The sequence below is a fragment of the Pseudomonas sp. genome (assembly GCF_048269965.1).
In the GTDB taxonomy this organism is placed as follows: domain Bacteria; phylum Pseudomonadota; class Gammaproteobacteria; order Pseudomonadales; family Pseudomonadaceae; genus Aquipseudomonas.
Genome location: NZ_JBLWTV010000022.1, coordinates 36,150 through 61,994 on the forward strand (window position 1 = coordinate 36,150; position 25,845 = coordinate 61,994).

Below are 25,845 nucleotides of genomic sequence, written 5' to 3' on the forward strand. Positions count from 1 at the left end.
GCGGGTTTCACCCGCCCTACGATTGAAGCGCCCGCGCCAGCTCGATCAGCTCGCCACGCCACGGCGCGGCGGCCGGCAAGGCCAGGAAAGAGGGGTTGAGGAAGGATTCGCGTGCCTCGTAGGTGAGCGCTGCGCCGGCCAGATCCAGCACCTCGCCCCCCGCCCCTTCCAGCACACCCTGCGCGGCGGCGGTATCCCACTGCGAGGTGGGCGCCAGGCGCGGATAGCAGTCGGCATTGCCTTCGGCCAGCAGGCAGAACTTCAGCGAACTGCCGATATTGGCCAGCGCCGGCTCACCAAAACGGGCGGCCAAACCTGCCATCAAGGATTCCTGCGCCGCGCTTGAATGACGCTTGCTGGCCACCAGGGTAAAACCCTGCGCGGGCGCCAGACGCACGCTGATCGACTGCTCCTCGCCCGGCACGTCGCTGCGCCAGGCACCGAGGCCCGCGCCGCCGTAATAGCAGCGACCATTGGCCGGAATGCCAACCACGCCAAAGACCACACGGCCACGCTCGATCAAGGCGACGTTGACCGTGAACTCTTCGGAGCCAGCGATGAATTCCTTGGTGCCATCGAGCGGATCGACCAGCCACCAGCGCGTCCAGGCGGCGCGCTCGACCAGCGGGATATCGGCGGCCTCTTCCGACAGCACCGGCACCTCCGGCGCCAGCGCCTGCAAGCCATCGAGCAGGATATGGTGCGCGGCCAGGTCGGCAGCGGTCACCGGCGAGGCATCGGCCTTCTCCGTCACCGCCACACCGCTGCGCCAGTACGGCAGGGTCGCGGCGCCAGCCGCGCGTACCAGTTCGATCACCTGAGGAATGAAAGGATGACTCACGGGCAGAACTCCCCGCGCTGGGTCAGCAGGTCGCGCACCAGGTACAGCGCCGCCAGGGCACGCCCTTCGCTGAACTGCTCGTGCTGGGCCAGACTGGACAGCTCGCGCAGGCTGATGCGGTCGACCCGCATCGGCTCGGGTTCGTCGCCGGGCAGGCGTTCTTCGTACAGATTGCGCGCCAGCACCACCTGAATCTTCTGGCTCATGTAACCGGGCGACAGGCTCAGCTCGGTGATGTACTCCAGCTCGTGCGCGCCAAAACCGGCTTCTTCCTTGAGCTCGCGATTGGCCGCCACCAACACGTCTTCACCCGGTTCGATCAGCCCCTTGGGCAGCGACAGCTGATAGTCGTCGGTGCCGCCGCAATACTCCTCGATCAGCACCGCGTGCTCGGCGTCGAGCATCGCCACCACCATCACCGCGCCATAGCCCGAGCCACTGCCGACCAGTCGCTCATAGGTGCGTTCCGTGCCGTTGGAGAAGCGCAACTGCACTTCCTCGACACGAAACAGACGGCTGCTGGCGACGATTTCGCGGGCGAGGACCGTGGGTTTTTGGCGCATGAGGCAACTCCTTGGCGGGACCGAGCGGGTTATCATACAGCGGCTTTTCGTATTATCCCTGACCGAGATTGCATCAAGGCGAAACCATCGCCTCAACCGAGACGCGCGCATGCCCGCATTACCCTGGCACCAGATCGACACCGTCCTGCTGGACATGGATGGCACCCTGCTCGATCTGCACTTCGACAATCACTTCTGGCTCACCCACCTGCCGCAGCGTTATGCCGAGCATCACGGCGTCAGCCTGGCGTTGGCCCAGGCCGAGCTGCTGCCGCTGTTTCGCCAGCATGCCGGTACGCTGAACTGGTACTGCACCGATTTCTGGAGCCGCGAGCTGAAGTTGTCGATCCGCGATCTCAAGCGCGAAGTCGCCCATCTGATCGCCCTGCGCGAGGATGCCGAGTCGTTTCTGAAAGCCCTGCGCACAGCAGGCAAGCGCGTGGTGCTGATCACCAACGCGCACCGCGATTCACTGTCGCTGAAGATGGAGCGCGTCGAGCTGGCGCCCTGGTTCGAGCGCCTGATCAGCTCCCATGACTATGGCTTCCCCAAGGAAGATCAGCAGTTCTGGTTCGCCCTGCGCCAGGACGTCGACTTCGACCCCGCGCGCAGCCTGTTCATCGACGACAGCCTGCCGATCCTGCGCAGCGCCGGGCAGTTCGGTGTCGCCCATCTGCTTGCCGTGCGCCAGCCGGACAGTCAGGCCGGCGCTAAGGACACCGAGGAATTCGCGGCGGTGGAGGATTACCGGGACTTGGTGCAGGGGCTGTAGGGTGGAAAACCGCGAAGCGTTTTCCACCTGTGGCTACCTGAGGCCGTTCCGGCGGATGTAAAAAGCGACATCCGCCCTACGGAATCCGCAGCACTTGCCCCGGATAGATCTTGTCCGGGTGACTGAGCATCGGCTTGTTGGCCTCGAATATCTTCATGTAGGCATTGGCATTGCCGTATTCGGCCTTGGCGATGGCGCTCAGCGTGTCGCCCTTGTTCACCGTGACGAAGCGCGCTGCGGGGGCCGGCGTGGTCACGTTGATCTGGTCTTCGACTTCACCGACACCGACGACGTTGCCCAGCGCCAGGAGGATCTTCTCCTTCTCTTCCTGGCTGGCCACTTCGCCACGGGCGATGACCTTGTCACCCTCGACACTGACCTCGATGTTCGGGTGACCCAGGCCAACCTTGGTAACGTGTTCCTTGAGTGACTCGGCGGCCTGCGCCTCCTGACCCACCAGCGATTCCCAGAGCTTGACCCCGGCGTCTTTGACAAAGGCAAACAGACTCATGGCGATTCCTCTCGTTCCTTGTGAATGGCCGGGCAAACCGCCCGGAGACCAAAGTCTAGTTCAGGAAACACCCTTGATTAGCATTCGCGCATTAGAATCCGGGCAAACCAGGAGCCCCCATGGATATAAAGCAGCTGAAATTTCTCGTCGCCCTCGACGAGACCCGCCACTTCGGTCAGGCCGCTGCACGCTGCCACGTGACCCAGCCGACGCTGTCCATGCGCCTGCGCCAGCTGGAAGACGAGCTGGGCCTGGAGCTGGTGCGCCGCGGACAGCGTTTCGAGGGCTTCAGCGCCGAAGGTGAGCGCATCCTGGCCTGGGCGCGCAGCCTGCTGGCAGCGCAGGATGGCCTGCTTGCCGAGGCTGCCGCCTGCCGTGGACATCTGGTGGGCACCCTACGCCTGGGCGTGGTGCCGCTGGCCAGTTTCGACCCGATGCGCCTGATCAGCCTGTTCGCCGAGCGTCACCCCGGGTTGCGCTTTCAGCTGCATGCGCTGAGCAGCGATCAGATTCTCGAGGGACTGGTACGTAATCAGCTCGACCTTGGCCTGTCCTATCTCGACCGACTCGACCGCGAGCACTTCGCCAGCCTGGAGTTGGCCGAAGCACGCATGGGCCTGCTCTACGATCAGCGTCACTTCCACTTCGTCAGCAGCAGCCTGCGCTGGGAGCAGTTGGCCAACCTGCCCCTGGGCCTGCTCTCGACCGGCATGCACTTTCGCCAGTCCATCGATCACAGCTTCCGCGCTCGCGGCCTCAGCCCGCAGGTGCGCCTGGAGGCCGATGCCGTGCACCACCTGACTCAAGCGGTCAGCGCCGGTCTGTGCTGCAGCGTCATGCCGTTGCCGGCCGATGGCGCTCCGACCGACGGTCACCTGCGCCTTCTGCCCATCGAGGGGGCTCATACCCTGGCACCTCAAGGCCTGATCATGCGTCGTAGCGCCCCTGCCTCACCGCTCGCGCAAGCCTGCTTCGAAGAGGCACGGGAGTGGCTGGCGGACGCTTGATAGATTTGCTCGATCAGAACATCAAAACCAACGATTAGACGCTCCCCGCCCATGGGCCTAGGCTTGGCTGTGTCAATCTGTCACAGAGCGCGCCTCGATGGCCAAGCCAGCCGCCCAGTCGCACATCGCCAGTGCCTACACCTACGCCGAACTCGGTGACGGTCGTGCGCAGCACGCTGCACTGGCCGAAGAATGTGCCCTGGCGATCAGCTACAACGACCTGAACCAGGCCGTGATGATGGTCTCCCCCCATCATCTGGAAGACTTTGCCGTCGGTTTCAGTCTCGGTAACGACCTGATCAAGTCCATCGACGACATCTATGACATCCAGTTACGCGGCCTCGGTGACAGCCGCGAAGCGCGCCTGCAGGTCAGCAGCAGAGCCTTCTGGGCGCTCAAGCAGCAACGCCGGCAAATGGCCGGCACCAGTGGCTGCGGCCTGTGCGGCGTGGATGCTCTGGAGCAGGCGCTGCCGGCTCTGACTGCCCTGCCCGGCGCAGCGTTGCCGCCGCTCGACCACCTGAAAGGCTTGCGCGAGCGCATCGGTGACAAGCAACAACTGGCACGCCACAGCGGCGCGCTGCATGCCGCCCTGTTCATCGACGCCAGCGGCGAGATTCGTCTGTGCCGCGAAGACATCGGTCGCCATAACGCGCTGGACAAGCTGATCGGCGCCATCGCTCGCGCGCGCATCGACACCCTTGGCGGCTTCGCCCTGGTCACCAGTCGTTGCAGCCTGGAGCTGCTGCACAAAGCGGTGCGTGCCGGCATCGGCACCCTGGTGAGCCTGTCCGCGCCCACCGCCCTGACCGTGGACTGGGCGCGGCGCCACCGCCTCAACCTGATCCACCTGCCCCATCACAGCACGCCGCGGGTCTACAGCCCCGCGCCTGACGAAGAAGAACGACCATGAGCCTGCAACCCGTCAATCCCCGTTACAAGCCCTACAGTGGCCCTGCTGCCGGCTGGGGCGCGCTGAACGCCGTCACCCGTTTCTGGCTGGACAGCAAACAGCCGTTCAAGAACCTGCGCGCGCTGCTCAAGACCAACCAGAACGGCGGCTTCGACTGCCCCGGCTGCGCCTGGGGCGATTCGCCCGAGGACGGTCACATCAAGTTCTGCGAGAACGGCGCCAAGGCGGTCAACTGGGAAGCCACCAAGCGTCGCGTCGATCCGTCCTTCTTCGCCCGCTACACGGTCAGCCAACTGCGCGAGCAGAGTGACTACTGGCTCGAGTACCAGGGCCGCCTGACCCATCCGATGCGCTACGACGCCAGCACCGATCGCTACGTGCAGACCAGCTGGGATGACGCCTTCGCTCTGATCGCGCAGCACCTCAAGGCACTGCCGAGCCCGGATCACGCCGAGTTCTACACCTCCGGCCGGGCCAGCAACGAGGCCGCCTTTCTCTATCAGCTGTTCGTGCGCGCCTATGGCACCAACAACTTCCCCGACTGCTCGAACATGTGCCACGAGGCCAGCGGCGTCGCCCTCGGCCAGAGCGTGGGAATCGGCAAGGGCAGCGTGACCTTCGCCGATTTCGAGCATGCCGACGCCATCTTCGTGCTCGGCCAGAACCCCGGCACCAACCACCCGCGCATGCTCGAGCCGCTGCGCGAAGCGGTCAAACGCGGCGCCCAGGTGGTCTGTTTCAACCCGCTCAAGGAGCGTGGCCTGGAGCGCTTCCAGCATCCGCAGCACGCGCTGGAGATGCTCACCAACGGCTCCGAGCCACTGAATACCGCGTTCTTCCGTCCGGCGCTGGGCGGCGACATGGCCGCCCTGCGCGGCATCGCCAAGTTCCTCCTGCAGTGGGAGCGCGAGGCGCAGGCCAAGGGCGAACCGGCGGTGTTCGACCATGCCTTCATCGCCGAGCACACCGACGGCGTCGAGGCCTATCTGCAGTTGCTCGACGATTGCAGCTGGGAGGCGCTGCAGGCTCAGTCCGGCCTCAGCCTGCAGGAAATCGAACAGGCCGCGCGCATGTACCGCCGCGCCGAGCGCGTGATCATCTGCTGGGCCATGGGCATCACCCAGCACCACCACTCGGTGGCCACCATCCAGGAAATCGTCAACCTGCAACTGCTGCGCGGCAATCTCGGCCGCCCCGGCGCCGGCCTGTGCCCGGTGCGCGGCCACAGCAACGTGCAGGGCGACCGCACCATGGGCATCAACGACCGCCCGCCGGTGACGCTGCTCGATGCCCTGGAAAACCGCTTCCAGTTCAAGGTGCCACGCGAGAACGGCCACAACACCGTCGAGGCGATCAACGCCATGATCGACGGCCAGGCCAAGGTGTTCATCGGTCTCGGTGGCAACTTCGCCCAGGCCACGCCGGACAGCCCGCGCACGCACAAGGCGCTGCAGAGCTGCGACCTCACCGTGCAGATCAGCACCAAGCTCAACCGCAGCCACCTCACCGTCGGCGGTGACGCGCTGATCCTGCCGTGCCTGGGCCGTACCGACATCGACCATCAGGCCGGTGGCCCGCAGGCGGTGACGGTGGAAGACTCGTTCAGCATGATCCACGCCTCCTACGGCCAGCTCGAACCGCTTGCCGGCAGCGAGATGCGTTCGGAGCCGGCCATCGTCGCCGGGATCGCCAAGGCCACCCTGGGCAACCACCCGGTGGACTGGGACGCGCTGATCGCCGACTACGACCGTATCCGCGAACTGATCGCCGACACCATTCCCGGCTTCCACGACTTCAACCAGCGCGTCGCTCACCCCGGTGGTTTCTACCTCGGCAACTCGGCCGGCGCACGGCAGTGGAAAACCGCTTCCGGCAAGGCCAACTTCAAGGCCAATGCCCTGCTCACCGATCTGCTGCCGCCACAGGTGCGCGAGAGCGGTGAAACACCGGATCTGATCCTGCAGACCCTGCGCTCGCACGACCAGTACAACACCACGGTGTATGGCCTCGACGACCGCTACCGGGGCGTGCGCGGGCAGCGTGACGTGCTCTTCGCCAACGAGGCGGACATCCTCCGCCTGGGCTTCAAGCCCGGCCAGAAGGTGGACATCCGTTCGCTGTGGAACGATGGCATCGAACGCCGCGTCAGCGGTTTCACCCTGCTCGCCTTCGACATTCCGGCCGGCCAGGCCGCTGCCTACTTCCCCGAAGCCAACCCGCTGGTGCCGCTGGAAAGCGCCGGCGTCGGCAGCAGCACACCGACCAGCAAGTTCGTCGCCATCCGCCTGCAGGCGGCCAGCGGCGGCAACCTGCTGGGCAGCAGCGCAGCGAGCTGACAGGCGGCCAGGAACCTCCTGCGCAGATCACCGGTCAATGGCGTAACGCTCGCCATTGACCGGCGAATCCTGTGATCGAGGTGTCCATGAAGTCTCTGCAATTCTTCTTTCTTTCCCTTGGCCTGAGCAGCGGCGGCTTTGCCTTTGCCGGCAATACCGAAGCCGGTTTGGGTGGTGCCCTGGGTGGCGCCGTGGGGGCGATGGTTGGCCAGCAGGTCGGTGGCAACACAGGCGCGGCAGTCGGCGCCGGTCTCGGCGGCGCAGCCGGTAGTATGGTCGGTGCCGACCGTCGCAGCCGTACCGAAGCCGCCATTGGCGGCGCACTGGGCGCTGCCGGCGGCAACGTCGTTGGTCAGCAGGTCGGTGGCAACACCGGCGGCGTGGTCGGTGCTGCAGTCGGCGGCGGCGCCGGTGGCGCACTGGGCAACTACATGGGCAATGCCAGCTACGACGATGATCGTCGTGGCAAGCATCACCGCCACTACCATGGCAAGAAACACAAGAAGCACCACAAGCACTGGCGCCGTCACTGACGGATGCCGAGCACCCAGGGTTCATGGCGACGACCGAAGGCGACTTCGATCTGTGCCTTGAACCCTGTTTGTTCGTAGCTACGCTCCCAGCCACTCGCCAGCTCGCGATAGGCATGGGGAACGCTCAGGCGGTCGTTCTGCAGGCGAATGGTCGCGCCATAACCGGCCTCGGCACCCTGGCGATAGGGCTCGATACGTCCGGCCAGTAATACCTGGCGCTGCCGATCCGGCCAGCGCTGGCGCAGCACCTGCGCATCCACTCCCGCATCCACCAGCATCAGACGACTGGCCTGCTGCTCGACGAACTGCAGGCGGCGCTGGCGATCATCGCGCTCCTGCCGCAACACCTCACTCTCGGGTTTGGCCTGCAACTCATGCTCAGCAGCGACCAATGCCTGACGAGCCTGCTCCACCTGACTGCGGTAAAGCGCCCCATCCAGCTCCAGCACCAACCAGACTTCGCGTGCCGGCTGCCGATTCAAGGCGTACTCATCGCTGGCAGAGAACCCCAGCTCGCGCAGCTTGGCCTCATCCAACCAGGGCAACTGCCAGCCATCACCGGGGCGCTGCCAGCTCAGTTGCAGACGCAGCACGCCATCGTCCTCATCGCGCAACCAGCCAACGTAGACGCGTTGTAGCTCGCGCTCGCTGAGCAGCAACTGCGCCTCGGGCTCACCGCTGCGGTTGTACCAGACGCCACCCAGGGCAACGGCATTGCTCAACAGCACCACGCCGAGAGCAAGCCACGCTGACCGCTTCATTGCGCACCTCCCGGCGCGCTGCGCCGCCAGCGCTGCAACACCACCAGCAGCAGCACGGCGATCAGCCCGAGCAAGAGGAAGAACAGGTAGCGCGGCAGCAACTGCCACCACCAGTCGAACAGCTTGGCGAAAAGCATGATCAACGCGAAGACCAGACCGGTATTGACCACGTCACCCCAGCCACGGCGAATGCCCAACCACACCGTCAACCCGGCGAGGACGAAGCCGAGCGTCTGGTAGAACGCCTCGATCCAGCCCGTCGGCCAATCAAGGTAGCTGCCGCCGCCCCAGTAGGAGAGCACCAGCACCGGGCCGAGCAGGTAGAGCAGCCCGACCGCTCGGTAGCAGGCGGCGAAACCCGCATAGTGCCGCTGATCGAACCATTGCGGCACCAGCAGCAGCGCCGCCAGTGGCATGAACAACTCCGGTCGCTCGCCCAGCGACCACCAGTGCCAACCCGCCCAATCACCCAGACGAGCCGCGACGAACAGACCAAAACACAGCAGCGCCACCACCAGCAGCAGCCGCTGGCGGCACTGGTAGGCCAGTAACAGCGCCAGCGCCGCCCAGGGCAAAAGGGCCTTGTCCGACGGGGTGATATTGAAGATCTGCCCGAGCATCGACAGGTTCAGCACGAAGCAGGCGAACGCCAGCACGGCGGCCAGCTTGGCGTAGTAGCCCGAGGTATCGCGCGCCTGTAGCCAGAAGCACAGCAGCAGACCGCCGAGGCTGCTGCCGAGGAGGATGGCGACCTGCGCGGCAGCATCGAACAGCCCCCAGAACTGGTAGAACAGAAAGAACAGCCCGGCCGCCAGGGCCAGCGCGCCGAACAGCGAGGCCAGGCGCATGCCCAGCGACAGCTGGCGAGCGCGGGCATCGGCGTCGATATCCAGGGTCTGACGAAAATGCGCCAGCAACTGGCGATGATGGCTGGCGACGGCCTGTTCCTGCACCTCGCTCAGCTGCAACACCTGCTCCTGGCGCAGCTCGGCCAGCTCCTCGCGGAAGGCGGCAATGCGCATGGCGCGCTGCTGCGCCTGCTCACGCTCAAGATCGGACATGGGCACTCCCTGGCGGATAATTGCCCACAGCCTAGCAGGCCGGGGCAGCAGCTGCGCACGGCGCGCCCTACCCAGTGACCACACCCAAAGTGGCGTGCGCTGTGTGCGGCGCGTTCAGTCCACCCGCAATGCCGCCATCGCCGCGCGCAAGGTTTCGGGTATCGCGACGGGACGATTGCTCGCACGGTCGACGAATACATGGACGAAACGCCCGGCGGCGCAGGCCTGCTCCTCACCGGTCTTGAAGATCGCCAGCTCGTACTGCACCGAACTGTTGCCCAGCTTGCCGACGCGCAGCCCCACTTCGATGGCATCAGGGAAAGCGATGGAGGCGAAGTAGTCGCAGCTGGAGCTGACCACGAAGCCGACCACCGCGCCGTCGTGGATGTCCAGACCGCCCTCGGCGATCAGGTAGGCGTTCACCGCGCTGTCGAAGTAGCTGTAGTAGGTCACGTTGTTGACGTGGCCGTAGAGGTCGTTGTCGTGCCAGCGCGTGGTGATCGGCTGGAAGTGGCGGTAGTCGCCGCGCAGGTGCTGGGGTTGGTTCATCGATGATCCTTGGGTTGGAATCGCGGCTAAAGCCCCTCCCACAAAGCTTGCGGATCTATGGGAGGGGCTTTAGCCGCGACCTGAATCAGTAAGCAGCCTGATAAATGGCCAGGGCCTGCTGCTCGTTCATCTCGCGCGGATTGTTCACCAGCAGACGCTGCTGCAGCATGGCGTCCGCCGCCAGCGTGGGCAACATCGCCTCGCTCACGCCGGCATCACGCAGGCGCGTCGGCAGGCCGCTGCGCTGGCTGAAGCCGGCCAGCGCTTCGATCAGTTGTTCGGCCTGCGCCGCCGCGCTGCCAGCACGCAGACGCCCACCCAGCACCAACGGCGCCAGCTCGGCGTACAGCGGCGCGGCCACCGGTGCGTTGAAGGCCAGCACCTGCGGCAGCACCAGGGCGTTGGACAGCCCATGGGGAATATGGAAATGCCCGCCCAGCGGGTAGGCCAGGGCATGCACCGCTGCCACCGGGGCGTTGGCGAACGCCTGCCCGGCCAGGCAGGCGCCGAGCAGCATGGCCTGGCGGGCGTCGCGGTTGCTGCCGTTGCTCACCACCTCGTCGAGATTGGCTGCCAGCAGGCGCAGCGCTTCGCGTGCCAGCAGGTCGGAAAGCGGATTTTTCTTCAGCGCGCTGGTGTAGGCCTCGATGGCATGCACCATGGCATCGATCCCGGTGGCAGCGGTCACCGCCGCCGGCAGGCCGAGGGTCAGATCGGCGTCGAGCAGGGCCAGATCCGGCAGCAGCAGGGGCGAGACCACACCCATCTTGGTGGTCTCGCCGGTGGTAACGATGGCGATTGGCGTCACCTCGGAGCCAGTGCCGGCCGTGGTCGGCACCTGGATCAGCGGCAGGCGCCGACCGCGCGCGTTACCCACACCGTAGATCTCGCTCAGCGCCTGGGCGCAGTCTGGATGCGCCAGCAGAGCCACCAGCTTGGCCACGTCCATCGAGCTGCCACCACCGAAGCCGACCACCAACTCCGCCTGCAGCTCACGGGCCTGAGCCACGGCAGCCAGCACCACGACCTCGGGCGGGTCGGCCAGCACCTGGTCGAACACCTGCACACTCATGCCGGCACCAGCGAAGCCCGGCAGCAGCGGTTCGAGCAGACCCAGGCGGGTGATGCCGGGATCGGTGACGATCAGCACGCGCCGGGCGCCGCGCTCACGGCAGAGTTCGGCCAGACGCGGGCTGGCGCCGGATTCGCAGAGTATCTGCGCGGTGGTGGCGAAGCTGAATGGGTGCATGGGGTGCTCCTCTTGTTGTCTGATTTCTTTCGGTGCGCGCGGCGCACCCTAGGTAACGCGCCAAAACCCGTAGGGTGCGCCGCGCGCAGCAATGGCCTGCGCTAGAACGCGAAACAGTCCTCGGCCATGGCCATCAAACAATCCGCCCCGCCCAGCAAGGCTTCGCGGTGCGCGCTGGCGCGCGGCAGCACGCGGCGCAGATAGAAATCGGCGCTGTGCAGCTTGGCCTGGTAGAAAGCCGCCTCGCCGCTGTCCGCTTCCAACGCATCCTGAGCCCGCGCCGCAGCCTGCAGCCAGAAACCGGCGAGCAGCACATAGGCCGAGTACTGGAGGAAATCCACCGAAGTGGCGCCGATCTCCTGCGGATCGCGCTGACACGCAGCGATCACCGCACTGCTCAGCTCACGCCATTCGCCAAGGCGTGCCTGTACCACGGCCGCCATCTGCGCCAATGCCGGGCGACTGGCCTGCATGTCGCACAGTTGGCTGAACTCGGCCTGCAGCGCGGACAACTCCGCACCACCGTCGCCCAGCAATTTACGACGGATATAGTCCAGCGCCTGGATGCCGTTGGTGCCTTCGTAAAGCTGGGTGATGCGGCTGTCGCGCATCAGTTGCTCCATGCCCCACTCGCGGATGAAGCCATGCCCGCCGTAGACCTGCACGCCATGGCTGGCCACTTCCTGGCCCATGTCGGTGAAGAACGCCTTGACGATGGGAATCAGCAGCGCCGCGCGCTTGCCGGCGGCCTTGCGTGCCTCGGCCGTGTCGGCGCCGTGTTCCAGATCCAGCTGGCGCGCGGTATAGGCAGCGAGCATGCGACTGCCTTCGACCAGGGTCTTCTGGGTCAGCAGCATGCGCCGCACGTCGGGATGATTGATGATCGCATCGGCCGCCTTGTCCGGCGCCTGCACACCCGCCAGGCCACGCGACTGCAGGCGCTCGCGGGCGTAGCGCAGCGCACCCTGGAAGGCCGCCTCGCCAATGCCCAGCCCCTGCAGGCCGACCTGAAAGCGCGCGTCGTTCATCATGGTGAACATGCAGGCCAGGCCCTGGTTGGCTTCGCCCACCAACCAGCCGGTGGCGCCGTCGAAGTTCATCACGCAGGTGGAGGCGCCCTTGATGCCCATCTTGTGCTCGATGGCACCGCACGACAGGCTGTTGCGTTCACCCGGTGTGCCGTCGGCGGCAGCGATAAATTTCGGCACCAGCAGCAATGAAATGCCCTTCACGCCAGCAGGCGCATCCGGCAGGCGTGCCAGCACCAGATGGATGATGTTTTCGGAGATGTCCTGCTCGCCGCCGCTGATAAAGATCTTGCTGCCGCTGACGCGGTAGCTACCGTCGGCCTGCGGCTCGGCGCGGGTACGCAGCAGCGCCAGGTCGGTGCCGGCCTGCGGCTCGGTCAGGCACATGGTGCCGGTCCACTGGCCGCTGACCAGCTTGCCCAGGTACTGCTGCTTCAGCGTTTCGCTGCCGTGCTTGTGCAGCGCCAGCACGGCGCCCTCGGTCAGCCCGGAGTAAACGCGAAAGGACAGCGAGGCGCCCATCAGCATTTCGTGGAAGGCAAAGGCCACCAGTTGCGCAAAGCCCTGGCCGCCGTACTCCACCGGCCCGGTCATGCTCGCCCAGCCGTTGTCCACGTACTGCCGGTAGGCCTCGGCAAAGCCCTTGGGCGTGCTGACGCGGCCGTTTTCCAGGTGGCAGCCCTCCTCATCGCTGTTGCGATTGAGCGGTGCGACCTCGCCCTCGGCGAAGGCGGCAGCCTCCTCCAGCACGCCGTCGATCAACTCGCGATCCAGGCCGTTGCCCAGACGTTCGCAGTGGCCGGCAGCGTCGAACAGCTCGTGCAGCACGAAACGCATATCGCGCAATGGCGCCTGATAGCTCATACCTCTCCCTCCTGTACGTCGCCGAAGCGCTTGTTGTCGCCGGCCAGCCGCTGGATCAGCGCCGCCGGTTGCCAGTGCGCGCCGAAGCGCTCGGCCAGCTGCAACAGACGCTGATGAATGGCCGTGACACCTTCACCGTCGGCCCAGCTCATCGGGCCGCCGCGCTCGGCGGGAAAGCCGTAGCCGTTGAGGTAGACCAGATCGATGTCGCGGCTATTGGCGGCAATGCTCTCCTCGAGAATCTTCGCCCCTTCGTTGACCAGTGCCAGTAGGCAGCGCTCGAGAATCTCCTCGTCACCGATGTCACGGCGGGTGAAGCCCAGGCGCTCCGATTGCATCTGCACCAGCCCGTCGACGACCGGGTCATGCTCGGCCTGGCGACTTCCCGGCGCGTAGCGGTAATAGCCCTTGCCGCTCTTCTGGCCAAAGCGCCCCAACTCGCACAGGCGGTTATCCACCTGCACCGCCGGATCGTCCTGGCCCTGGCCGGACAGTTCACGGGCGCGCCATTCGAGGTCGATGCCGACCACGTCGTACATGCGGAACGGCCCCATGGCGAAACCGAAGCCCTGCAGCGCCGTATCCACCTGATGCGGCCAGGCGCCTTCGAGCAGCAGCATGCGCGCCTCGCGCACGTAGGTGTGCAGCATGCGGTTGCCGATGAAGCCGTGGCAGTTACCGGCCACCACTGCCACCTTGCCCATGCGCTCGCCCAACTCCCGGGCGGCCTGTAACACGGCGGGCGCAGTCCTGCCGCCACGGACGATTTCCAGCAGTTTCATGATGTGCGCCGGGCTGAAGAAGTGCAGACCCAGGACCGATTCCGGTCGCGTGGTGACCGCAGCGATAGCGTCGACATCCAGCGCCGAGGTGTTGCTGGCGAGGATGGCGCCAGGCTTCAGCACCGCGTCCAGCTCGCGGAAGATGCGCTGCTTGAGTTCGAGGTTCTCGTACACCGCCTCGATCACCAGGTCGGCGTCGGCCAGGGCCGCATAGCCGTCCACTGCCTCGACGCGCACTCGTCGTGCCGCGGCTTCGGCCGAATCGATACGGCCCTTGGCGACGTTGTGCGCCCAGGTCTGCTCGGCCATCTCCAGGCCCTGCTCGACCATCTGCGGGTTGTTGTCCAGCCACAGCACACGCAGGCCGGCATTGGCCAGACTGATGACGATGCCACGGCCCATGGTGCCGGCGCCGATCACGGCGGCACAGCGAAGCGGCGAGACGACTTGAGTCATTGCTGTTCCTCTAGAGAACCAATAGAAAAGCTTGGGTCACGATAAGCAAGCCGCTACTATTTTTGAAATTTAGTCTTGTGATACGACGTATTCAGCAGATGAATTTCAGCAACTTCGACCTCAACCTGCTGCGCGTACTGGACGCCCTGCTGCGCGAACAGAACGTCTCGCGCGCCGCCGAACGCCTGTCCCTGAGCCAGCCGGCGGTGAGCAATGCGCTCAATCGCCTGCGTGAACTGCTCGGCGATCCGCTGCTGGTGCGCGCGGGCCGGCGCATGCAGCCGACACCGCGGGCGCTGGCGCTGGAGGCGCCGATCCGCAGCGCCCTGCGTCAGCTGGAACAGAGCCTGAGCGCTGGCGAGGCCTTCGAGCCGGGTGAAAGCCGCCAGCGCTTTCGCATTGCCGTTACCGACTACGTCGAGCTGGTATGCATGCCACGCCTGCTCGACCGTCTGAGCCAGAAAGCACCGGGCATCGGCATCGACATTCGCCACCTCAGCCCGAGCCTGCCGACGGAGGCGCTGGACAAGGGCGAGCTGGACCTGGTGCTGGGCCGTTTCGACGAGATACCCGCACGTTTCGCCCGCCGCCACTGGATGAGCGAGACGCTCAAGCTGGCGGTGCGCCGCGAGCACCCGTTGCTGCGCCAAGGCCATCTGGATCTGGAGACCTTCCTGCGCCTGCGTCACCTCTGGGTACACGGCGGGCAGACCCGCGGCATGGTCGATCAGTGGTTGGGGGAACAGGGGCTGTCGCGGCAGATCCTCTACACCACGCCGAACTACCTGCAGGCGGCGCATATCGTCGCCGGCAGCGAACTGGCAGCGGTGCTGCCCACCGCACTGGCCCGCCATTTCGCCACGCTGCTGCCGCTGCAACTGTTCGATCTGCCCTTCACCCTCGGGCCCTTCCACCTCGAAGTCGTCAGCCTGACGCAGCGCCAGCGCGACGCCGCGCTGCAGTGGCTGATCGAGGAAATCGTCGCAGTGGCCACCCCCTAGGGTGTCGCGGGGCCGACACAGGCCGTGCACACCGGCCACTCTTCGATCTACGGTGGTGCAGCACAGCCTACCTCTCGACTTGGCGATCGGCGCGGCCACCCAGGTACCAACCGAGCACACCCCATAGCGCGGCGCAAAGCGCACCGACCATGGCCACCAGCCAGGCCCCGTGGCCAAGCATGTCCAGCCCTGCCTTGGCCCAGCCACTGAGGGCATCGCCGCCGCGATAGACCACGGTATCGATGAAATTCTTCGCCTTGTACTTGCTCTCGGCATCGAGCGGGGCGAAGAGCATTTCCCGCCCCGGCCGGACGAAGGCGTATTCACCGATGCGCCGAACGATCATCAGCCCCGCCAGCATGGCGAAGGTCGGCGCCAGCGCCAGGCCGACAAAGCCCAGACAGACCAGCGCCGGCACCAGCGACAGCAGCACGCGTACGCCGAGCTTCTGCGCCACCCTGCCGGTGATGAATACCTGAGTCGCCAGGGCACCGGCCTGCACGACGAAATCGATCACGCCGAACACCCGCACCTGCGCGGCACGATCCGGGAACAGCTCGGCCACCAGGCGCGCCTGCTCGAAGTAGAGGAAGGTGCTCACCGAAGTGAGTAGCAGAATGAACACGCCGATACCCAGCAGGTAACGCGAACCGAGCATACGCGTCAGCCCGCTGAACGGATTGCCCGGCACCGGCCTGCGCGGGCTCTCGCTGGGTACCGCCCCAGCTCGTCCGGCACCCTGGCGCTCGCGCCAGCCCATCAGGTAACGCTTGAGCACCATGGCTGCACCGAGCAGCACCGCGGCCATCAGCATCAACCCGGGCTCGCCGATAGCGCCGATCAACAAGGCGCTCAGCAGCGGCCCGCACAGCCCGCCAACGCTGGCGCCCGCGGCAATGAAGGCGAACAGCCGCCGCGCCTGGGCGCCATCGAACACATCGGCCATCAGGCTCCAGGCCACCGAGACAACGAACAGGTTGTAGACCGAGATCCATACGTAGAACACCCGCGCCAGCCACACGCTGCCGTGATCGACGCGAAACAGCAGGACGAAGACCAGCAGATTGAGGCAGAAAAAGCCGTACACCCAGTCGATGAAGTGAATGCGCGGGACTTTCGAATTGAGCCAGGCGAACAGCGGCACCGCCAGCAGCATCACCACGAAGGTGGCGGTGAACAGCCACTGCAGGTTGTTCACCCCGCCGGTGATGCCCATCGCCTCACGGATGGGCCGCAGCATGAAGTAGCCGGCGAACAGGCAGAAGAACAGGGTGAAGCCAGCCAGAACGGCCGCCAGCTCCTCACCTTCTGCATTGATCGCCCGCGCCAGGCGCCGGGTCAGCGCCTGCATCTCAGGCGAACAACTCGATGATGCGCTGGCGCTGCGCCGCGTCAGGCAGGCGGCCCTGACCGGCGAGGATGTTGTCGGCCATGTAACGCGGGTTGGAGGTGGCCGGAATCACCGCCGTCACCGCCGGATTGGCGAGAATGAACTTGAGCATCAGTTGGGCCCAGGAGGTGACATCCAGCTCCACCGCAGCCCAGTCGGGAAGGTTCTTTCCCTTGACCCGATCGAACAGTGCCGCGCGCTGGAAGGGCCGATTGATCAGTACCGCGATGCCCTTGTCGGCGCAGAAGGGCAACAGCTCGCGCTCGGCGTTGCGCTCGCCGATGGAGTAGTTGAACTGGACGAAATCCACCGGCTCCCGGCGCAACACCTCGAGCAGGCGTTCATGGGCGGAATCGAGATAATGCGTCACGCCGATGTAGCGTACCCGGCCCTGTTCCTTCAGCTCGCGCAGCAGACCCAGTTGAGTGCTGGTGTCCTGCAGGTTGTGCACCTGCATCAGGTCGATGGTGTCGGTCTTGAGCGCTGCGAAGCTGGCCTCGACCTGCCGCTCACCTGCCGCGCGCCCGGAGGAGGACACCTTGCTGGCCAGGAACAGCTTCTTGCGCATGTCGCCCTCTGCAGCCAACGCACCACACACGGCCTCGGCTCGCCCGTAACTGGGCGCGGTATCCACCAGACTGGCGCCACCGTTGACCAGCGCCTGCAGCACCTCGCGCAAGGGCTGTAGCGCCTCATCGGTCATCGCCACATCGTGGGTGCGCGACGTACCCAGACCGATCACCGGCAGCAGTTCACCACTGCTGGGAATCGCCCGACTCAGCAAGGTGCCGGAAGCGAAGGCGGATGATGGCAACCAGGGCATCAGGGCGGCCAATGCCGCCAGGCTGGCGCTACCGTGCAGGAATCGACGACGACTGGGCATGGCGTGGCTCCTCTGACAGTGACCGGTTGGTTATAGGCACTGACCACGCTCAGACCAAGAGGTTACAGCCGCTGCTGTCAGGTATCGGGGTAACGGAACAGGCCGGTGAAACACCTGCAGCCCGGCTATGACGGGAGAGAGAGGGGAAATGCAGCAGGCTGCGGACGCAATATCCGGTAACCAAAAACGCCGCTGCGCCAGGCGGGATAACGGCGCAGCGGTCGGGAAACGGTTGTCAGGCCGCGCGCGTGGCGGACTCGCTGATCAGCATGCCGTGGGACACCAGATAGCAGCGGCTGCCGTTGCGTAGCGTCATGGGGCTGCGACTGGCGATGACCCAGCCTTTGCTCAATAACTGCTCGATATGGGCCCGCAGTGCGGGCAGGTGGCGCTGTTCCTTCATGGCCGACTCCTCAGGTGATGGGTGACGCTGCAACCACTGGCTCATCCGTGACACATATCGCAAAATGGTAGTGGCGCAATGCCAGGAAAGAAAGCGGCGCGATTGTGCAACTTTTTGTAGGACATTCGCTATAGCCAGCGCTGGATCAGGGCTGCGCCAACACGCCTTGCTGCTCGCCCTGAGGGGCGGAAAACACCAGATGATCGTCCTCGAGATTGCCGTAACGCAGCTGCGCCAGATCGAAGAGATAGTTCTGATGCAACTTCCAGGGCACCCGATCACCCTGCGCCGGCAGCAGGTGTGAAGCCCGCTCGATATAGCCCGACTGCAGATCGAGAAACGGCTCCGGCCGCGCCAGACCGTCGGTGTCGCGCGGGGTTACCTGACGCATGCCGATGGCGTCCATGTGGCGGATCAGGCGGCAGAAGTACTCGCTGGAAAGATCGGCCTTGAGCGTCCAGCTGGCATTGGTGTAGCCCATCACCACCGCCAGATTGGGCAGATCACGCAGCATGATGCCGCGATAGCCCATGCTTTTCGGTGCCTCGAAGGGCGTGCCATCGATACTCACGGCGATGCCACCGAACAACTGCAACTGCAGACCGGTGGCGCTGACGATCACGTCGGCAGCCAGCTCCTCGCCGCTTTTCAGGCGGATGCCCTGAGCGGTGAAGCGCTCGATCTCGTCGGTCACCACCTGCGCCTTGCCCTGGCGCAGCACGCGGAACAGATCACCGTCGGGCACCGCACAGACGCGCTGGTCCCAGGGCTTGTAGCGGGGGCTGAAATGGCGCAGATCGACCCGTTCACCCAGTTGCCGCCGCACCAGCCCCAGCAGGACCCGCCGCACCAGGTTCGGAAAGCGCCTGGCCAGTTTGTAGAACACCAGCTGCAGGGTCACGTTGCGCCCGCGCGCCAGGCGATATACCCAGGTTTCCGGCAATACCCGCCGCAGTGCGTTGGACAGCGCATCGCGCTGCGGCAGGTTGATCACGTAGCTGGGCGAACGCTGCAGCATGGTGACCTGCGCCGCGCGCTCGGCCAGTGCCGGTACCAGGGTCACGGCGGTGGCGCCGCTGCCGATCACCAGGATGCGCTTGCCGCTGTAATCGAAGCCCTCGGGCCACAGCTGCGGATGAATGAACGTGCCCCGGTAATCCTCGCGTCCAACGAACTCGGGGGTGTAGCCGGCCTCATAGCGGTAGTAGCCGGTGCACATCATCAGGAACTGGCAGCTCAGACGCAGCGGTTCGTCCTCGTCGCCGCGCTGCACCAGCAACTGCCAGGTGGCGCTGGCACTGCACCAATCCGCGTTGAGCACCTTGTGCCGATAGCGAATCAGCCCATCGACGCCATGTTCACCTGCGGTTTCCTCGATGTAGCGGCGGATCGAAGGGCCGTCGGCAATGGCCTGCGGGTCGCTCCAGGGCTTGAAGTTGTAGCCGAGGGTGTACATGTCCGAGTCGGAGCGGATACCCGGATAACGAAACAGATCCCAGGTACCACCGAGTGCTTCTCGGCCTTCGAGAATGGCCAAGCGCTTGCCCGCGCAATGGCGCTGCAGATGGCAGGCGGCGCCGACACCGGAAAGGCCGGCACCGATGATCAGGACATCAAGATGTTCCACGGACATGGCGCACGCTCACGCAACTCGGGCAATGAGCATCACCTTAGTCCATGCGCTCGTCATTCGATCGTTAGTGTGGCCGAACGGCTCGCCCACCGTGCTTCCGACACAGTCTGGCCAATGCGACTGGCTTGCCGGGCCCCGGCAGCGCTAAGCTGTCGCCATGACCACGCCATACCTGACCCCGCTCCAGACCAGCAGCACGGATGCCGCCAACGGACTGCGCATCGGTGGCGACTGGACGCTGGCCCATTACAGCCGACTCGAACCTCAGGTCCTGGCCCTGCGCGAACGCCTGCACGGCCAGGAACGCATCGACCTCGACGAACTCGCCGCGCTGGATACCGCCGGCGCTGCGCTGCTGGTGGAACTGCTGGGTAGCGAACGCCTGCGCCAACTGGCGCAACAGGACACCCTGAGCACCGAGCGCCGCGCCCTGTTGCTGGCAGTGGCAGACGCCATGGCAGGCACTGCGCCGGTGCAGGAACACGCCACGCCTTCGGCACTGCGCGAGGTACTCGGGCATATCGGCGAAGTGGTCGAAAGCCTGTGGTGCCAGGGCCGTGCGCTGCTCGGGTTCATGGGCCTGACCCTGACCAGCATGCTGGCGATACTGATACGCCCGGCACGTTGGCGCCTGACCTCACTGGCGGTCCATCTGGAGCAATGCGGGCTTAACGCCGTGCCCATCGTCGCGCTGCTGACCTTCCTGGTCGGCGCCGTGGTGGCCTTTCTCGGCGCCACCATCCTCGCCGACTTCGGTGCCAGCATCTACACGGTTAACCTAGTCGCGTTCTCCTTCCTGCGCGAATTCGGTGTGCTGCTCACCGCCATTCTCATGGCCGGGCGCACCGCCAGCGCCTTCACCGCACAGATAGGTTCGATGAAGGCCAACGAGGAAATCGACGCCATCCGCACCCTCGGCCTGAGCCCGGTCGAACTGCTGGTGCTGCCGCGGGTGTTCGCCATGCTCATCGCCCTGCCGATCCTGACCTTCATCGCCATGCTCAGCGGCATGCTCGGCGGCGCGCTGGTCTGTGCACTGAGCCTGGATATCTCGCCGACCATGTACCTGTCGATCCTGCAGGACAGCGACTTGCTGCAGCACTTGCTCGTCGGCCTGCTCAAGGCCCCGATCTTCGCGTTCCTGATCGCCCTGATCGGCTGCCTGGAAGGCTTCAAGGTCAGCGGCAGCGCACAATCGGTGGGCGAGCACACCACCTCGGCGGTAGTGCAGTCGATCTTCGTCGTCATCCTGCTCGACGCCCTGGCGGCATTGTTCCTGATGGAGATGGGCTGGTGAGTCAGGCAACCGTCATCGAGGTACGCGACCTGTGCAACCAGTTCGGCACACAGGTGGTGCATCAGCATCTGAACTTCGACCTCTATCGCGGCGAAATCCTCGGCGTGGTCGGCGGCTCGGGCACCGGCAAGTCCGTGCTGCTGCGCAGCATCGTCGGCCTGCGCCAACCCAATGCCGGCACCGTGCGGGTGTTCGGCGAAGAGCTGCTGAGCCTGCCAGCCGAGCGGCGCTCGCAGCTGGAGCGGCGCTTCGGCGTGCTGTACCAGCGCGGCGCGCTGTTCTCCTCGCTGACCGTCAGCGAGAACATCGCCCTGCCACTGATCGAGCACGCCGGTCTGACGCGCGCAGCAGCCGAACGCCTGGCCAGGGTCAAGATCGCCCTCGCCGGCCTGCCGCAGGATGCTGCCGACAAATACCCCAGCTCGCTGTCCGGCGGCATGGTCAAGCGCGCGGCACTGGCCCGCGCCCTGGCACTGGACCCGGACATCCTGTTTCTCGACGAACCCACCGCCGGCCTCGACCCGATTGGCGCGGCGGCCTTCGACCAGTTGATCCGCACCCTCAGCGACAGCCTGGGCCTGAGTGTATTTCTGGTCACTCATGACCTGGATACGCTCTACAGCATCTGCGACCGGGTCGCGGTGCTGGCCCAGAAGAAGGTGCTGGTGGCCGACCGCCTGGACGTGGTGGCCGCCACCGACGATGCCTGGATTCAGGAATATTTTCACGGCCCGCGTGGACGCGCAGCCGCACAGACCGCTGCGGCGGCAGGGAGTCAATGAATGGAACCCAGAGCCCATCACGTGCTCATCGGCTTATTCACCGTACTCACGGTGAGCGCTGCGCTGCTGTTCGGCCTCTGGCTGAACAAGACCGGGGCCGATCGTGCCGTCACCGACTACGAAGTGATCTTCAACGAAGCGGTCACCGGGCTGTCGCAGGGCAGCGCCGTTCAATACAGCGGCATCAAGGTCGGTGACGTGATCAGCCTTGGCCTGGATCCCGACGATCCGCGTACCGTGCGGGCGCGCATCCGCATCGTCGGCAACACACCCATCAAGCAGGACACCCGCGCCCGCCTGGCGATCACCGGCATCACCGGCCTGGCCGTGATCCAGCTGTACAGCGGCAGTCCGGAAAGCCCGCCGCTCAAGGGCAAGGATGGCGAGCCGGGAATCATCATCGCCGACCGCTCGCCACTGTCGCGGCTGATGGCCAACGGCGAAGACCTGGTGCTCAACATCACTCGCCTGCTCCACCGCGCAAACCGCATGCTCTCGCGCGAGAACGCCGAGCGCGTATCACGCACCCTAGAGAATCTGGAGCAGGCCACCGCCGGCATCGCCGACCAGCGTGACGAGCTGGGCGAAGCGCTGCGCCAGACCAGTGCCGCCACGCGTGAAGCCGCCGCGTTGATGCAGAACGCCAATCAACTGCTCGACAACCAGGGTAGCCAGGTGCTGGAAAGCGCCGAACGCCTGATGGTCTCGCTGGAGCGCAGCAGTCGCACCATCGAGGAGCTGCTACAGAGCAACCGCAGCGCACTGGACAGTGGCATGCAGGGCGTCGGCGAGCTCGGCCCCGCCATCAGCGAACTGCGCGACACCCTCGGCGCCCTGCGCGGCTTCTCCCGTCGCCTGGAGCAGGACCCCACCGGCTACCTGCTGCGTAACGACAGCATCAAGGAGTTCCAACCATGAAGCGCCTGTCCCTGCTGCTGGCCGCCGGCCTGCTCGGCGCCTGCTCGATCCTGCCGCAGAGCGAACCACTGGATATCTACCTGCTGCCGGGCGCCGCCCTGCCGGCGCAAACCCAGCGCGTCGGCTGGTCGCTGCGGGTGAACAGCCCGGTCAGCAACCAGTTGCTCGACGGTACGCGCATCGTCGTGCTGCCCGAGCCGGGTCGGGTCAACACCTATCAGGGGGTGCGCTGGAGCGAGCGCACGCCGCAGCTGCTGCGCGGCCGCCTGCTCGATGCCTTCCACGACGACGGGCGGATTCAGGCGCTGAGCAACGAGGAGCAGCGCCTGCAGGCCGATCTGGAACTGGTCAGCGACCTGCGCAGCTTCCATAGCCAGTATCGCGACGGCATTCCCGAGGCGCTGATCCAGCTCGATGCACGCCTGGTCGATGCACGCGACCAGCGTATCCTCGCCAGCCGCCGCTTCAGCGTCAGCCAGCCGGCGGGTGATACCTCGGTTGCCTCCGTGGTGGCTGCGTTCGGCCAGGCGGGGGATCGATTGTCCCGCGAGCTGGTGGACTGGACGCTGGCCGAAGGGCAACGCAGCCGCTGAACCGAACGGAGGACAGGGCTAGCAACCGTAGGGTGGACATGCCGAAGGCTTGTCCGCCACTTGCCAACGATCTCAATCACCGCCTGGCACCCTCAACTCGCTATCTCCCGCCCAATCCAGCGAATACGAGCCTTCGCGTACAGCACGATGAAAGCTGGAATATGGCCAGTCCCGCACACGCTCAACCCAGCCATGTTTAAGCGGATTGATGTGGATGTAGTCGAAATGTCGATTCCAATCCTCTTGATCCCTGATCAGATGCTCCCAATAGCGCCGCTGCCAGATGCCCCGCTCACGTCGCGGACCTGGCTCATGCCTCACGGGCAAACCTCGACAGAAAAGTTGTTTGATCACCATCCAGCGCTTGGCGAAATTGCTGTCGCCAGGCGGCAATGTCCACAGGCAGTGCATATGTTCCGGTAAAACCACCCAGGCATCGATAGTGAAAGGATGGCGCTCCTTGGTGGTAGCCACGGCATGCCGTAGCAAATCGATCTCGCGAATCAACAGATCGCTCTGGCGATCCTGCAGATTGACGGTAAAGAAATAAGACCCGTCCGTAATCCAAACTCGCCAGTAATTCGGCATAGCCACATTCCTTGTGTATGCGGAGAAATCGTAGGGCGGACATGCCGAAGGCTTGTCCGCCAGCCCCAAGCGGTGGACAAGGCTTCGCCATGTCCTACCCTACCCTCACCGAACTGATCAATCGCCCCCGGTTGCCGCAAGCCAGGCACGCACCTCGGCGTAGGGGTAATCCTCCAGCGCGGCAAAGCCGGCCAGCTGGCGCGCCTTGAGCTTGGTCAACAACGGTGTGGTCACGCCGCAGAGAAAGCGCGTCAGGCACTCGCGGCTCGGCCTGTGGCCCGCGTGCTGCTGGTGCTTCTCGACGAAGGCGGCGCACAGCGCCTGCGCATCGCGGCCTTGCAGAGAGGGCAATTCGGGCGGTTGTGGCAACGTGGCGACCTGTCCTCGACACACCGAACAGTGCCCACAGCGCTCGGGCGCCTGCGCATCGCCGAAATACAGCGCCAGGCGCCGGCTCAGGCATTCGCGGCTCTCGAACAGCGCGAGCATGGCCTGGATACGGGCGATCTCGCTGGCTTCATGGGCGCGGAAGTGTGCGTGCAGATCATTGGCCAGGGCTTCGACCTCGAAACCGCCATCGAGCACGGCATAGACCTCGGTCATCTGCTTGCTTTCCAGCTCCAGCCAGCCCTTCTCCTGGAAGTAATCCAGCGCCTTGACCACCCGCGCGCGCTCGGCGCCATGGTCGCGATACAGCACATCGAAATCCAGGGTGTTCCAGGTCCTCGCACGCCGCGAGCTGGCCAGGATGGCCTCGACGAACTGACGTCGCTCGCCCTCGAACTGCGCCAGCAACGCCGCGTCGTCCAGCAACAGCTTGAAGCGGTACTCGGCGAAGTAGGCGTAGCGTGGCGCGATGATGCCGCGCAGTTCAAGCTGCACCAGCAGGGTCTTGAGCGGCAGCGCGCGGATATTGCTCAGCTCCGACAGTTGCCCGAGCATCAGCTCCCATTGCCCGCCCGTGCCGACCGCACGCAGGTCGGTGAGCACGGCAAGAATCCCGTCGAGCTCCGGCGTATCGCCATAGACGAAGTTCTCCAGCACGCTGAGCCCGTCGCGGCTGGCCAGCACCAGGCAGTCCGAGGCCTGACCGTCACGGCCGGCGCGACCGATTTCCTGGCTGTAGTTCTCCACCGACTTGGGCAGGTCGAAGTGCACCACGTTGCGAATGTCGCGCTTGTCGATGCCCATGCCGAAGGCGATGGTGGCGACGATGCATTGCAGCTCGCCAGCCATGAAGCGCCGCTGAATCGACTCGCGTGCCTCATGTGCCATGCCGGCGTGGTAGGCGCTCACCGCCAGACCGTCTCGCGCCAGGCGCTCGGCGACCTGCTCGGCGGTTTTCTGCTGAGTGACGTAGACGATGCTCGCCTGGCTGCGACGCGGCGCCAGCCATTGCTGCAGACGCTGCAACTTGGCGCCGCCAGGCACTGGCTCGACCAGCAGGTTGAGGTTGGCGCGGTAAAAGCCGGTGGTGACCACGTCCGGCTCGGCGATGGCGAATTTCTCGCGCATGTCGGCGATAACTTTCGGCGTGGCCGTGGCAGTGAGCAACAACACCTGAGCAATGCCGAACTGACGCTGATAGTCGGGCAGCTTGAGGTAGTCCGGGCGAAAGTTGTGGCCCCACTCGGAAATGCAGTGCGCCTCGTCAACCACCAGCAGGGAAATCGGCACCTGAGCGATGAAATTGCGAAAACGCTCGTTCTTCAGGCGTTCCACCGAGATCATCAGGATCTTCAGTTCGCCGCTGCGCGCGCGATTCATCACCTCGGCGGCCTGCTCGCGGCTCTGCGCCGAATCGATGCTCGCCGCCGCGATGCCATGGGCATGCAGGAAGGCCAGCTGGTCCTGCATCAGTGCCAGCAGCGGCGAAATGACCACTGTCAGGTGTGGCAGGTGCAAGGCCGGCAACTGGTAGCACAGCGACTTGCCGGAGCCGGTGGGGAAGATCGCCGCCGCCGAACGACCGGCGAGCACGGCACTGATCACCGCTTCCTGACCGGGACGCAGGTGATCGAAACCGAAGACACGTTTGAGGGTGGACATGCGCTGTCACTCCATTGACCGCCGAATGGCCCATGACCATAACGCGGTTAGGTAGGGTGCGCCATGCGCACCAACGTATTGC

The 25,845-nt window shown here is 65.3% G+C and carries 25 protein-coding genes; 10 read left to right on the forward strand and 15 right to left on the reverse strand.

The window, feature by feature from the left end:
- Positions 1-16: 16 nt before the first annotated feature.
- Both cysQ and nudE read right to left on the reverse strand, forming a co-directional pair.
- A complete protein-coding gene (gene cysQ, locus ACN0X6_RS20710; protein WP_417706872.1) occupies positions 17-841 on the reverse strand; it encodes a 3'(2'),5'-bisphosphate nucleotidase CysQ in 825 nt (274 codons plus the stop codon).
- The gene (nudE, locus tag ACN0X6_RS20715; protein WP_417706874.1) at positions 838-1,404 is read right to left on the reverse strand and encodes an ADP compounds hydrolase NudE; all 567 of its coding nucleotides are present in this window, start codon (positions 1,402-1,404) and stop codon (positions 838-840) included. The genes cysQ and nudE overlap by 4 nt, the downstream gene beginning before the upstream one ends.
- A 109-nt stretch (positions 1,405-1,513) precedes the next feature.
- On the opposite strand from nudE, the gene yrfG reads away from it, so the two are divergent.
- Positions 1,514-2,176, forward strand: coding sequence for a GMP/IMP nucleotidase (gene yrfG, locus ACN0X6_RS20720; RefSeq protein ID WP_417706875.1), 663 nt, complete (start codon positions 1,514-1,516; stop codon positions 2,174-2,176).
- Between the two features lie 76 nt (positions 2,177-2,252).
- Here yrfG and lysM read toward each other — a convergent pair whose 3' ends face one another.
- Positions 2,253-2,687, reverse strand: a complete 435-nt coding sequence (lysM, locus tag ACN0X6_RS20725) for a peptidoglycan-binding protein LysM (protein ID WP_417706877.1) — start codon at positions 2,685-2,687, stop codon at positions 2,253-2,255.
- Positions 2,688-2,806: 119 nt separating this feature from the next.
- Here lysM and ACN0X6_RS20730 point away from each other — a divergent pair, with 119 nt between their 5' ends.
- From ACN0X6_RS20730 to ACN0X6_RS20745, 4 genes are all read left to right on the forward strand, one after another.
- A complete protein-coding gene (locus tag ACN0X6_RS20730; RefSeq protein ID WP_417706878.1) occupies positions 2,807-3,694 on the forward strand; it encodes a LysR family transcriptional regulator in 888 nt (295 codons plus the stop codon).
- 97 nt (positions 3,695-3,791) lie between these two features.
- The gene (gene fdhD, locus ACN0X6_RS20735) at positions 3,792-4,607 is read left to right on the forward strand and encodes a formate dehydrogenase accessory sulfurtransferase FdhD (RefSeq protein WP_417706880.1); all 816 of its coding nucleotides are present in this window, start codon (positions 3,792-3,794) and stop codon (positions 4,605-4,607) included.
- Positions 4,604-6,943: an FdhF/YdeP family oxidoreductase gene (locus ACN0X6_RS20740; RefSeq protein WP_417706882.1), complete on the forward strand. Its 2,340-nt coding sequence runs from the start codon at positions 4,604-4,606 to the stop codon at positions 6,941-6,943. Before fdhD ends, ACN0X6_RS20740 begins: the two co-directional genes overlap by 4 nt.
- An 86-nt stretch (positions 6,944-7,029) precedes the next feature.
- Positions 7,030-7,476, forward strand: coding sequence for a glycine zipper domain-containing protein (locus ACN0X6_RS20745; protein WP_417706883.1), 447 nt, complete (start codon positions 7,030-7,032; stop codon positions 7,474-7,476).
- On the opposite strand, the gene ACN0X6_RS20750 is transcribed toward ACN0X6_RS20745, so the two are convergent.
- The 6 genes from ACN0X6_RS20750 to ACN0X6_RS20775 form a co-directional block, all read right to left on the reverse strand.
- Positions 7,470-8,237, reverse strand: coding sequence for a DUF4824 family protein (locus ACN0X6_RS20750; protein WP_417706884.1), 768 nt, complete (start codon positions 8,235-8,237; stop codon positions 7,470-7,472). The genes ACN0X6_RS20745 and ACN0X6_RS20750 overlap by 7 nt on opposite strands.
- Positions 8,234-9,298 (reverse strand): DUF2157 domain-containing protein, encoded by a 1,065-nt coding sequence (locus ACN0X6_RS20755; RefSeq protein ID WP_417706886.1) that lies wholly within the window; start codon positions 9,296-9,298, stop codon positions 8,234-8,236. The genes ACN0X6_RS20750 and ACN0X6_RS20755 overlap by 4 nt, the downstream gene beginning before the upstream one ends.
- 114 nt (positions 9,299-9,412) lie before the next feature.
- Positions 9,413-9,847: an acyl-CoA thioesterase gene (locus ACN0X6_RS20760; protein WP_417706887.1), complete on the reverse strand. Its 435-nt coding sequence runs from the start codon at positions 9,845-9,847 to the stop codon at positions 9,413-9,415.
- A gap of 85 nt (positions 9,848-9,932) precedes the next feature.
- Positions 9,933-11,096, reverse strand: a complete 1,164-nt coding sequence (locus tag ACN0X6_RS20765; protein ID WP_417706889.1) for an iron-containing alcohol dehydrogenase — start codon at positions 11,094-11,096, stop codon at positions 9,933-9,935.
- 101 nt (positions 11,097-11,197) lie between these two features.
- Positions 11,198-12,988 carry an acyl-CoA dehydrogenase C-terminal domain-containing protein gene (locus tag ACN0X6_RS20770; protein ID WP_417706890.1) on the reverse strand — a complete coding sequence of 597 codons (1,791 nt, stop codon included), beginning with the start codon at positions 12,986-12,988 and terminating at the stop codon, positions 11,198-11,200.
- The gene (locus ACN0X6_RS20775; protein WP_417706892.1) at positions 12,985-14,226 is read right to left on the reverse strand and encodes a 3-hydroxyacyl-CoA dehydrogenase NAD-binding domain-containing protein; all 1,242 of its coding nucleotides are present in this window, start codon (positions 14,224-14,226) and stop codon (positions 12,985-12,987) included. The genes ACN0X6_RS20770 and ACN0X6_RS20775 overlap by 4 nt, the downstream gene beginning before the upstream one ends.
- Before the next feature lie 98 nt (positions 14,227-14,324).
- Between ACN0X6_RS20775 and ACN0X6_RS20780 the strand changes: the two genes are divergently transcribed.
- Positions 14,325-15,227 carry a LysR family transcriptional regulator gene (locus ACN0X6_RS20780; protein ID WP_417706893.1) on the forward strand — a complete coding sequence of 301 codons (903 nt, stop codon included), beginning with the start codon at positions 14,325-14,327 and terminating at the stop codon, positions 15,225-15,227.
- A 67-nt stretch (positions 15,228-15,294) separates the two neighbouring features.
- On the opposite strand, the gene ACN0X6_RS20785 is transcribed toward ACN0X6_RS20780, so the two are convergent.
- The 4 genes from ACN0X6_RS20785 to ACN0X6_RS20800 form a co-directional block, all read right to left on the reverse strand.
- Positions 15,295-16,578, reverse strand: a complete 1,284-nt coding sequence (locus ACN0X6_RS20785) for an NTP/NDP exchange transporter (RefSeq protein ID WP_417706895.1) — start codon at positions 16,576-16,578, stop codon at positions 15,295-15,297.
- 1 nt (position 16,579) lies between these two features.
- A complete protein-coding gene (locus ACN0X6_RS20790) occupies positions 16,580-17,500 on the reverse strand; it encodes an aldo/keto reductase (RefSeq protein ID WP_417706897.1) in 921 nt (306 codons plus the stop codon).
- A gap of 235 nt (positions 17,501-17,735) precedes the next feature.
- Entirely contained in the window at positions 17,736-17,903 is a 168-nt protein-coding gene (locus ACN0X6_RS20795) for a hypothetical protein (protein WP_021487710.1), read from the reverse strand.
- Positions 17,904-18,048: 145 nt separating this feature from the next.
- Positions 18,049-19,536 (reverse strand): flavin-containing monooxygenase, encoded by a 1,488-nt coding sequence (locus tag ACN0X6_RS20800; protein WP_417706899.1) that lies wholly within the window; start codon positions 19,534-19,536, stop codon positions 18,049-18,051.
- Between the two features lie 157 nt (positions 19,537-19,693).
- Here ACN0X6_RS20800 and ACN0X6_RS20805 point away from each other — a divergent pair, with 157 nt between their 5' ends.
- The 4 genes from ACN0X6_RS20805 to ACN0X6_RS20820 are packed head-to-tail and all read left to right on the forward strand — an operon-like array spanning position 19,694 to position 23,126.
- Positions 19,694-20,833: an MlaE family lipid ABC transporter permease subunit gene (locus tag ACN0X6_RS20805; RefSeq protein ID WP_417706901.1), complete on the forward strand. Its 1,140-nt coding sequence runs from the start codon at positions 19,694-19,696 to the stop codon at positions 20,831-20,833.
- Positions 20,830-21,615 carry an ABC transporter ATP-binding protein gene (locus ACN0X6_RS20810; protein WP_417706903.1) on the forward strand — a complete coding sequence of 262 codons (786 nt, stop codon included), beginning with the start codon at positions 20,830-20,832 and terminating at the stop codon, positions 21,613-21,615. Before ACN0X6_RS20805 ends, ACN0X6_RS20810 begins: the two co-directional genes overlap by 4 nt.
- Positions 21,616-22,533 (forward strand): MlaD family protein, encoded by a 918-nt coding sequence (locus ACN0X6_RS20815; protein WP_417706905.1) that lies wholly within the window; start codon positions 21,616-21,618, stop codon positions 22,531-22,533.
- Complete coding sequence (locus ACN0X6_RS20820) at positions 22,530-23,126, forward strand: ABC-type transport auxiliary lipoprotein family protein (protein ID WP_417706906.1); 597 nt, start codon at positions 22,530-22,532, stop codon at positions 23,124-23,126. Before ACN0X6_RS20815 ends, ACN0X6_RS20820 begins: the two co-directional genes overlap by 4 nt.
- Positions 23,127-23,198: 72 nt before the next feature.
- Here the strand turns inward: ACN0X6_RS20820 and ACN0X6_RS20825 are convergent, their stop codons facing one another.
- Together ACN0X6_RS20825 and ACN0X6_RS20830 are read right to left on the reverse strand one after the other, a co-directional pair.
- Positions 23,199-23,714 (reverse strand): REP-associated tyrosine transposase, encoded by a 516-nt coding sequence (locus ACN0X6_RS20825; RefSeq protein WP_417706908.1) that lies wholly within the window; start codon positions 23,712-23,714, stop codon positions 23,199-23,201.
- 117 nt (positions 23,715-23,831) lie between these two features.
- Positions 23,832-25,763, reverse strand: coding sequence for a RecQ family ATP-dependent DNA helicase (locus tag ACN0X6_RS20830; protein ID WP_417706910.1), 1,932 nt, complete (start codon positions 25,761-25,763; stop codon positions 23,832-23,834).
- Between the last annotated feature and the right edge of the window lie 82 nt (positions 25,764-25,845).

Excerpts from the sequence above, each read along its gene's own strand:
- ACN0X6_RS20795 (WP_021487710.1), bottom strand. The coding sequence starts at position 17,903 with ATGAAGGAACAGCGCCACCTGCCCGCACTGCGGGCCCATATCGAGCAG.
- ACN0X6_RS20775 (WP_417706892.1), bottom strand. The coding sequence starts at position 14,226 with ATGACTCAAGTCGTCTCGCCGCTTCGCTGTGCCGCCGTGATCGGCGCC.
- nudE (WP_417706874.1), bottom strand. The coding sequence starts at position 1,404 with ATGCGCCAAAAACCCACGGTCCTCGCCCGCGAAATCGTCGCCAGCAGC.
- ACN0X6_RS20825 (WP_417706908.1), bottom strand. The coding sequence starts at position 23,714 with ATGCCGAATTACTGGCGAGTTTGGATTACGGACGGGTCTTATTTCTTT.
- ACN0X6_RS20750 (WP_417706884.1), bottom strand. The coding sequence starts at position 8,237 with ATGAAGCGGTCAGCGTGGCTTGCTCTCGGCGTGGTGCTGTTGAGCAAT.
- ACN0X6_RS20805 (WP_417706901.1), top strand. The coding sequence starts at position 19,694 with ATGACCACGCCATACCTGACCCCGCTCCAGACCAGCAGCACGGATGCC.
- ACN0X6_RS20800 (WP_417706899.1), bottom strand. The coding sequence starts at position 19,536 with ATGTCCGTGGAACATCTTGATGTCCTGATCATCGGTGCCGGCCTTTCC.
- ACN0X6_RS20780 (WP_417706893.1), top strand. The coding sequence starts at position 14,325 with ATGAATTTCAGCAACTTCGACCTCAACCTGCTGCGCGTACTGGACGCC.
- ACN0X6_RS20760 (WP_417706887.1), bottom strand. The coding sequence starts at position 9,847 with ATGAACCAACCCCAGCACCTGCGCGGCGACTACCGCCACTTCCAGCCG.
- ACN0X6_RS20785 (WP_417706895.1), bottom strand. The coding sequence starts at position 16,578 with ATGCAGGCGCTGACCCGGCGCCTGGCGCGGGCGATCAATGCAGAAGGT.
- ACN0X6_RS20740 (WP_417706882.1), top strand. The coding sequence starts at position 4,604 with ATGAGCCTGCAACCCGTCAATCCCCGTTACAAGCCCTACAGTGGCCCT.
- ACN0X6_RS20755 (WP_417706886.1), bottom strand. The coding sequence starts at position 9,298 with ATGTCCGATCTTGAGCGTGAGCAGGCGCAGCAGCGCGCCATGCGCATT.
- ACN0X6_RS20815 (WP_417706905.1), top strand. The coding sequence starts at position 21,616 with ATGGAACCCAGAGCCCATCACGTGCTCATCGGCTTATTCACCGTACTC.
- ACN0X6_RS20765 (WP_417706889.1), bottom strand. The coding sequence starts at position 11,096 with ATGCACCCATTCAGCTTCGCCACCACCGCGCAGATACTCTGCGAATCC.
- ACN0X6_RS20730 (WP_417706878.1), top strand. The coding sequence starts at position 2,807 with ATGGATATAAAGCAGCTGAAATTTCTCGTCGCCCTCGACGAGACCCGC.
- ACN0X6_RS20770 (WP_417706890.1), bottom strand. The coding sequence starts at position 12,988 with ATGAGCTATCAGGCGCCATTGCGCGATATGCGTTTCGTGCTGCACGAG.
- ACN0X6_RS20830 (WP_417706910.1), bottom strand. The coding sequence starts at position 25,763 with ATGTCCACCCTCAAACGTGTCTTCGGTTTCGATCACCTGCGTCCCGGT.
- fdhD (WP_417706880.1), top strand. The coding sequence starts at position 3,792 with ATGGCCAAGCCAGCCGCCCAGTCGCACATCGCCAGTGCCTACACCTAC.
- ACN0X6_RS20790 (WP_417706897.1), bottom strand. The coding sequence starts at position 17,500 with ATGCCCAGTCGTCGTCGATTCCTGCACGGTAGCGCCAGCCTGGCGGCA.
- lysM (WP_417706877.1), bottom strand. The coding sequence starts at position 2,687 with ATGAGTCTGTTTGCCTTTGTCAAAGACGCCGGGGTCAAGCTCTGGGAA.
- ACN0X6_RS20745 (WP_417706883.1), top strand. The coding sequence starts at position 7,030 with ATGAAGTCTCTGCAATTCTTCTTTCTTTCCCTTGGCCTGAGCAGCGGC.
- ACN0X6_RS20820 (WP_417706906.1), top strand. The coding sequence starts at position 22,530 with ATGAAGCGCCTGTCCCTGCTGCTGGCCGCCGGCCTGCTCGGCGCCTGC.
- yrfG (WP_417706875.1), top strand. The coding sequence starts at position 1,514 with ATGCCCGCATTACCCTGGCACCAGATCGACACCGTCCTGCTGGACATG.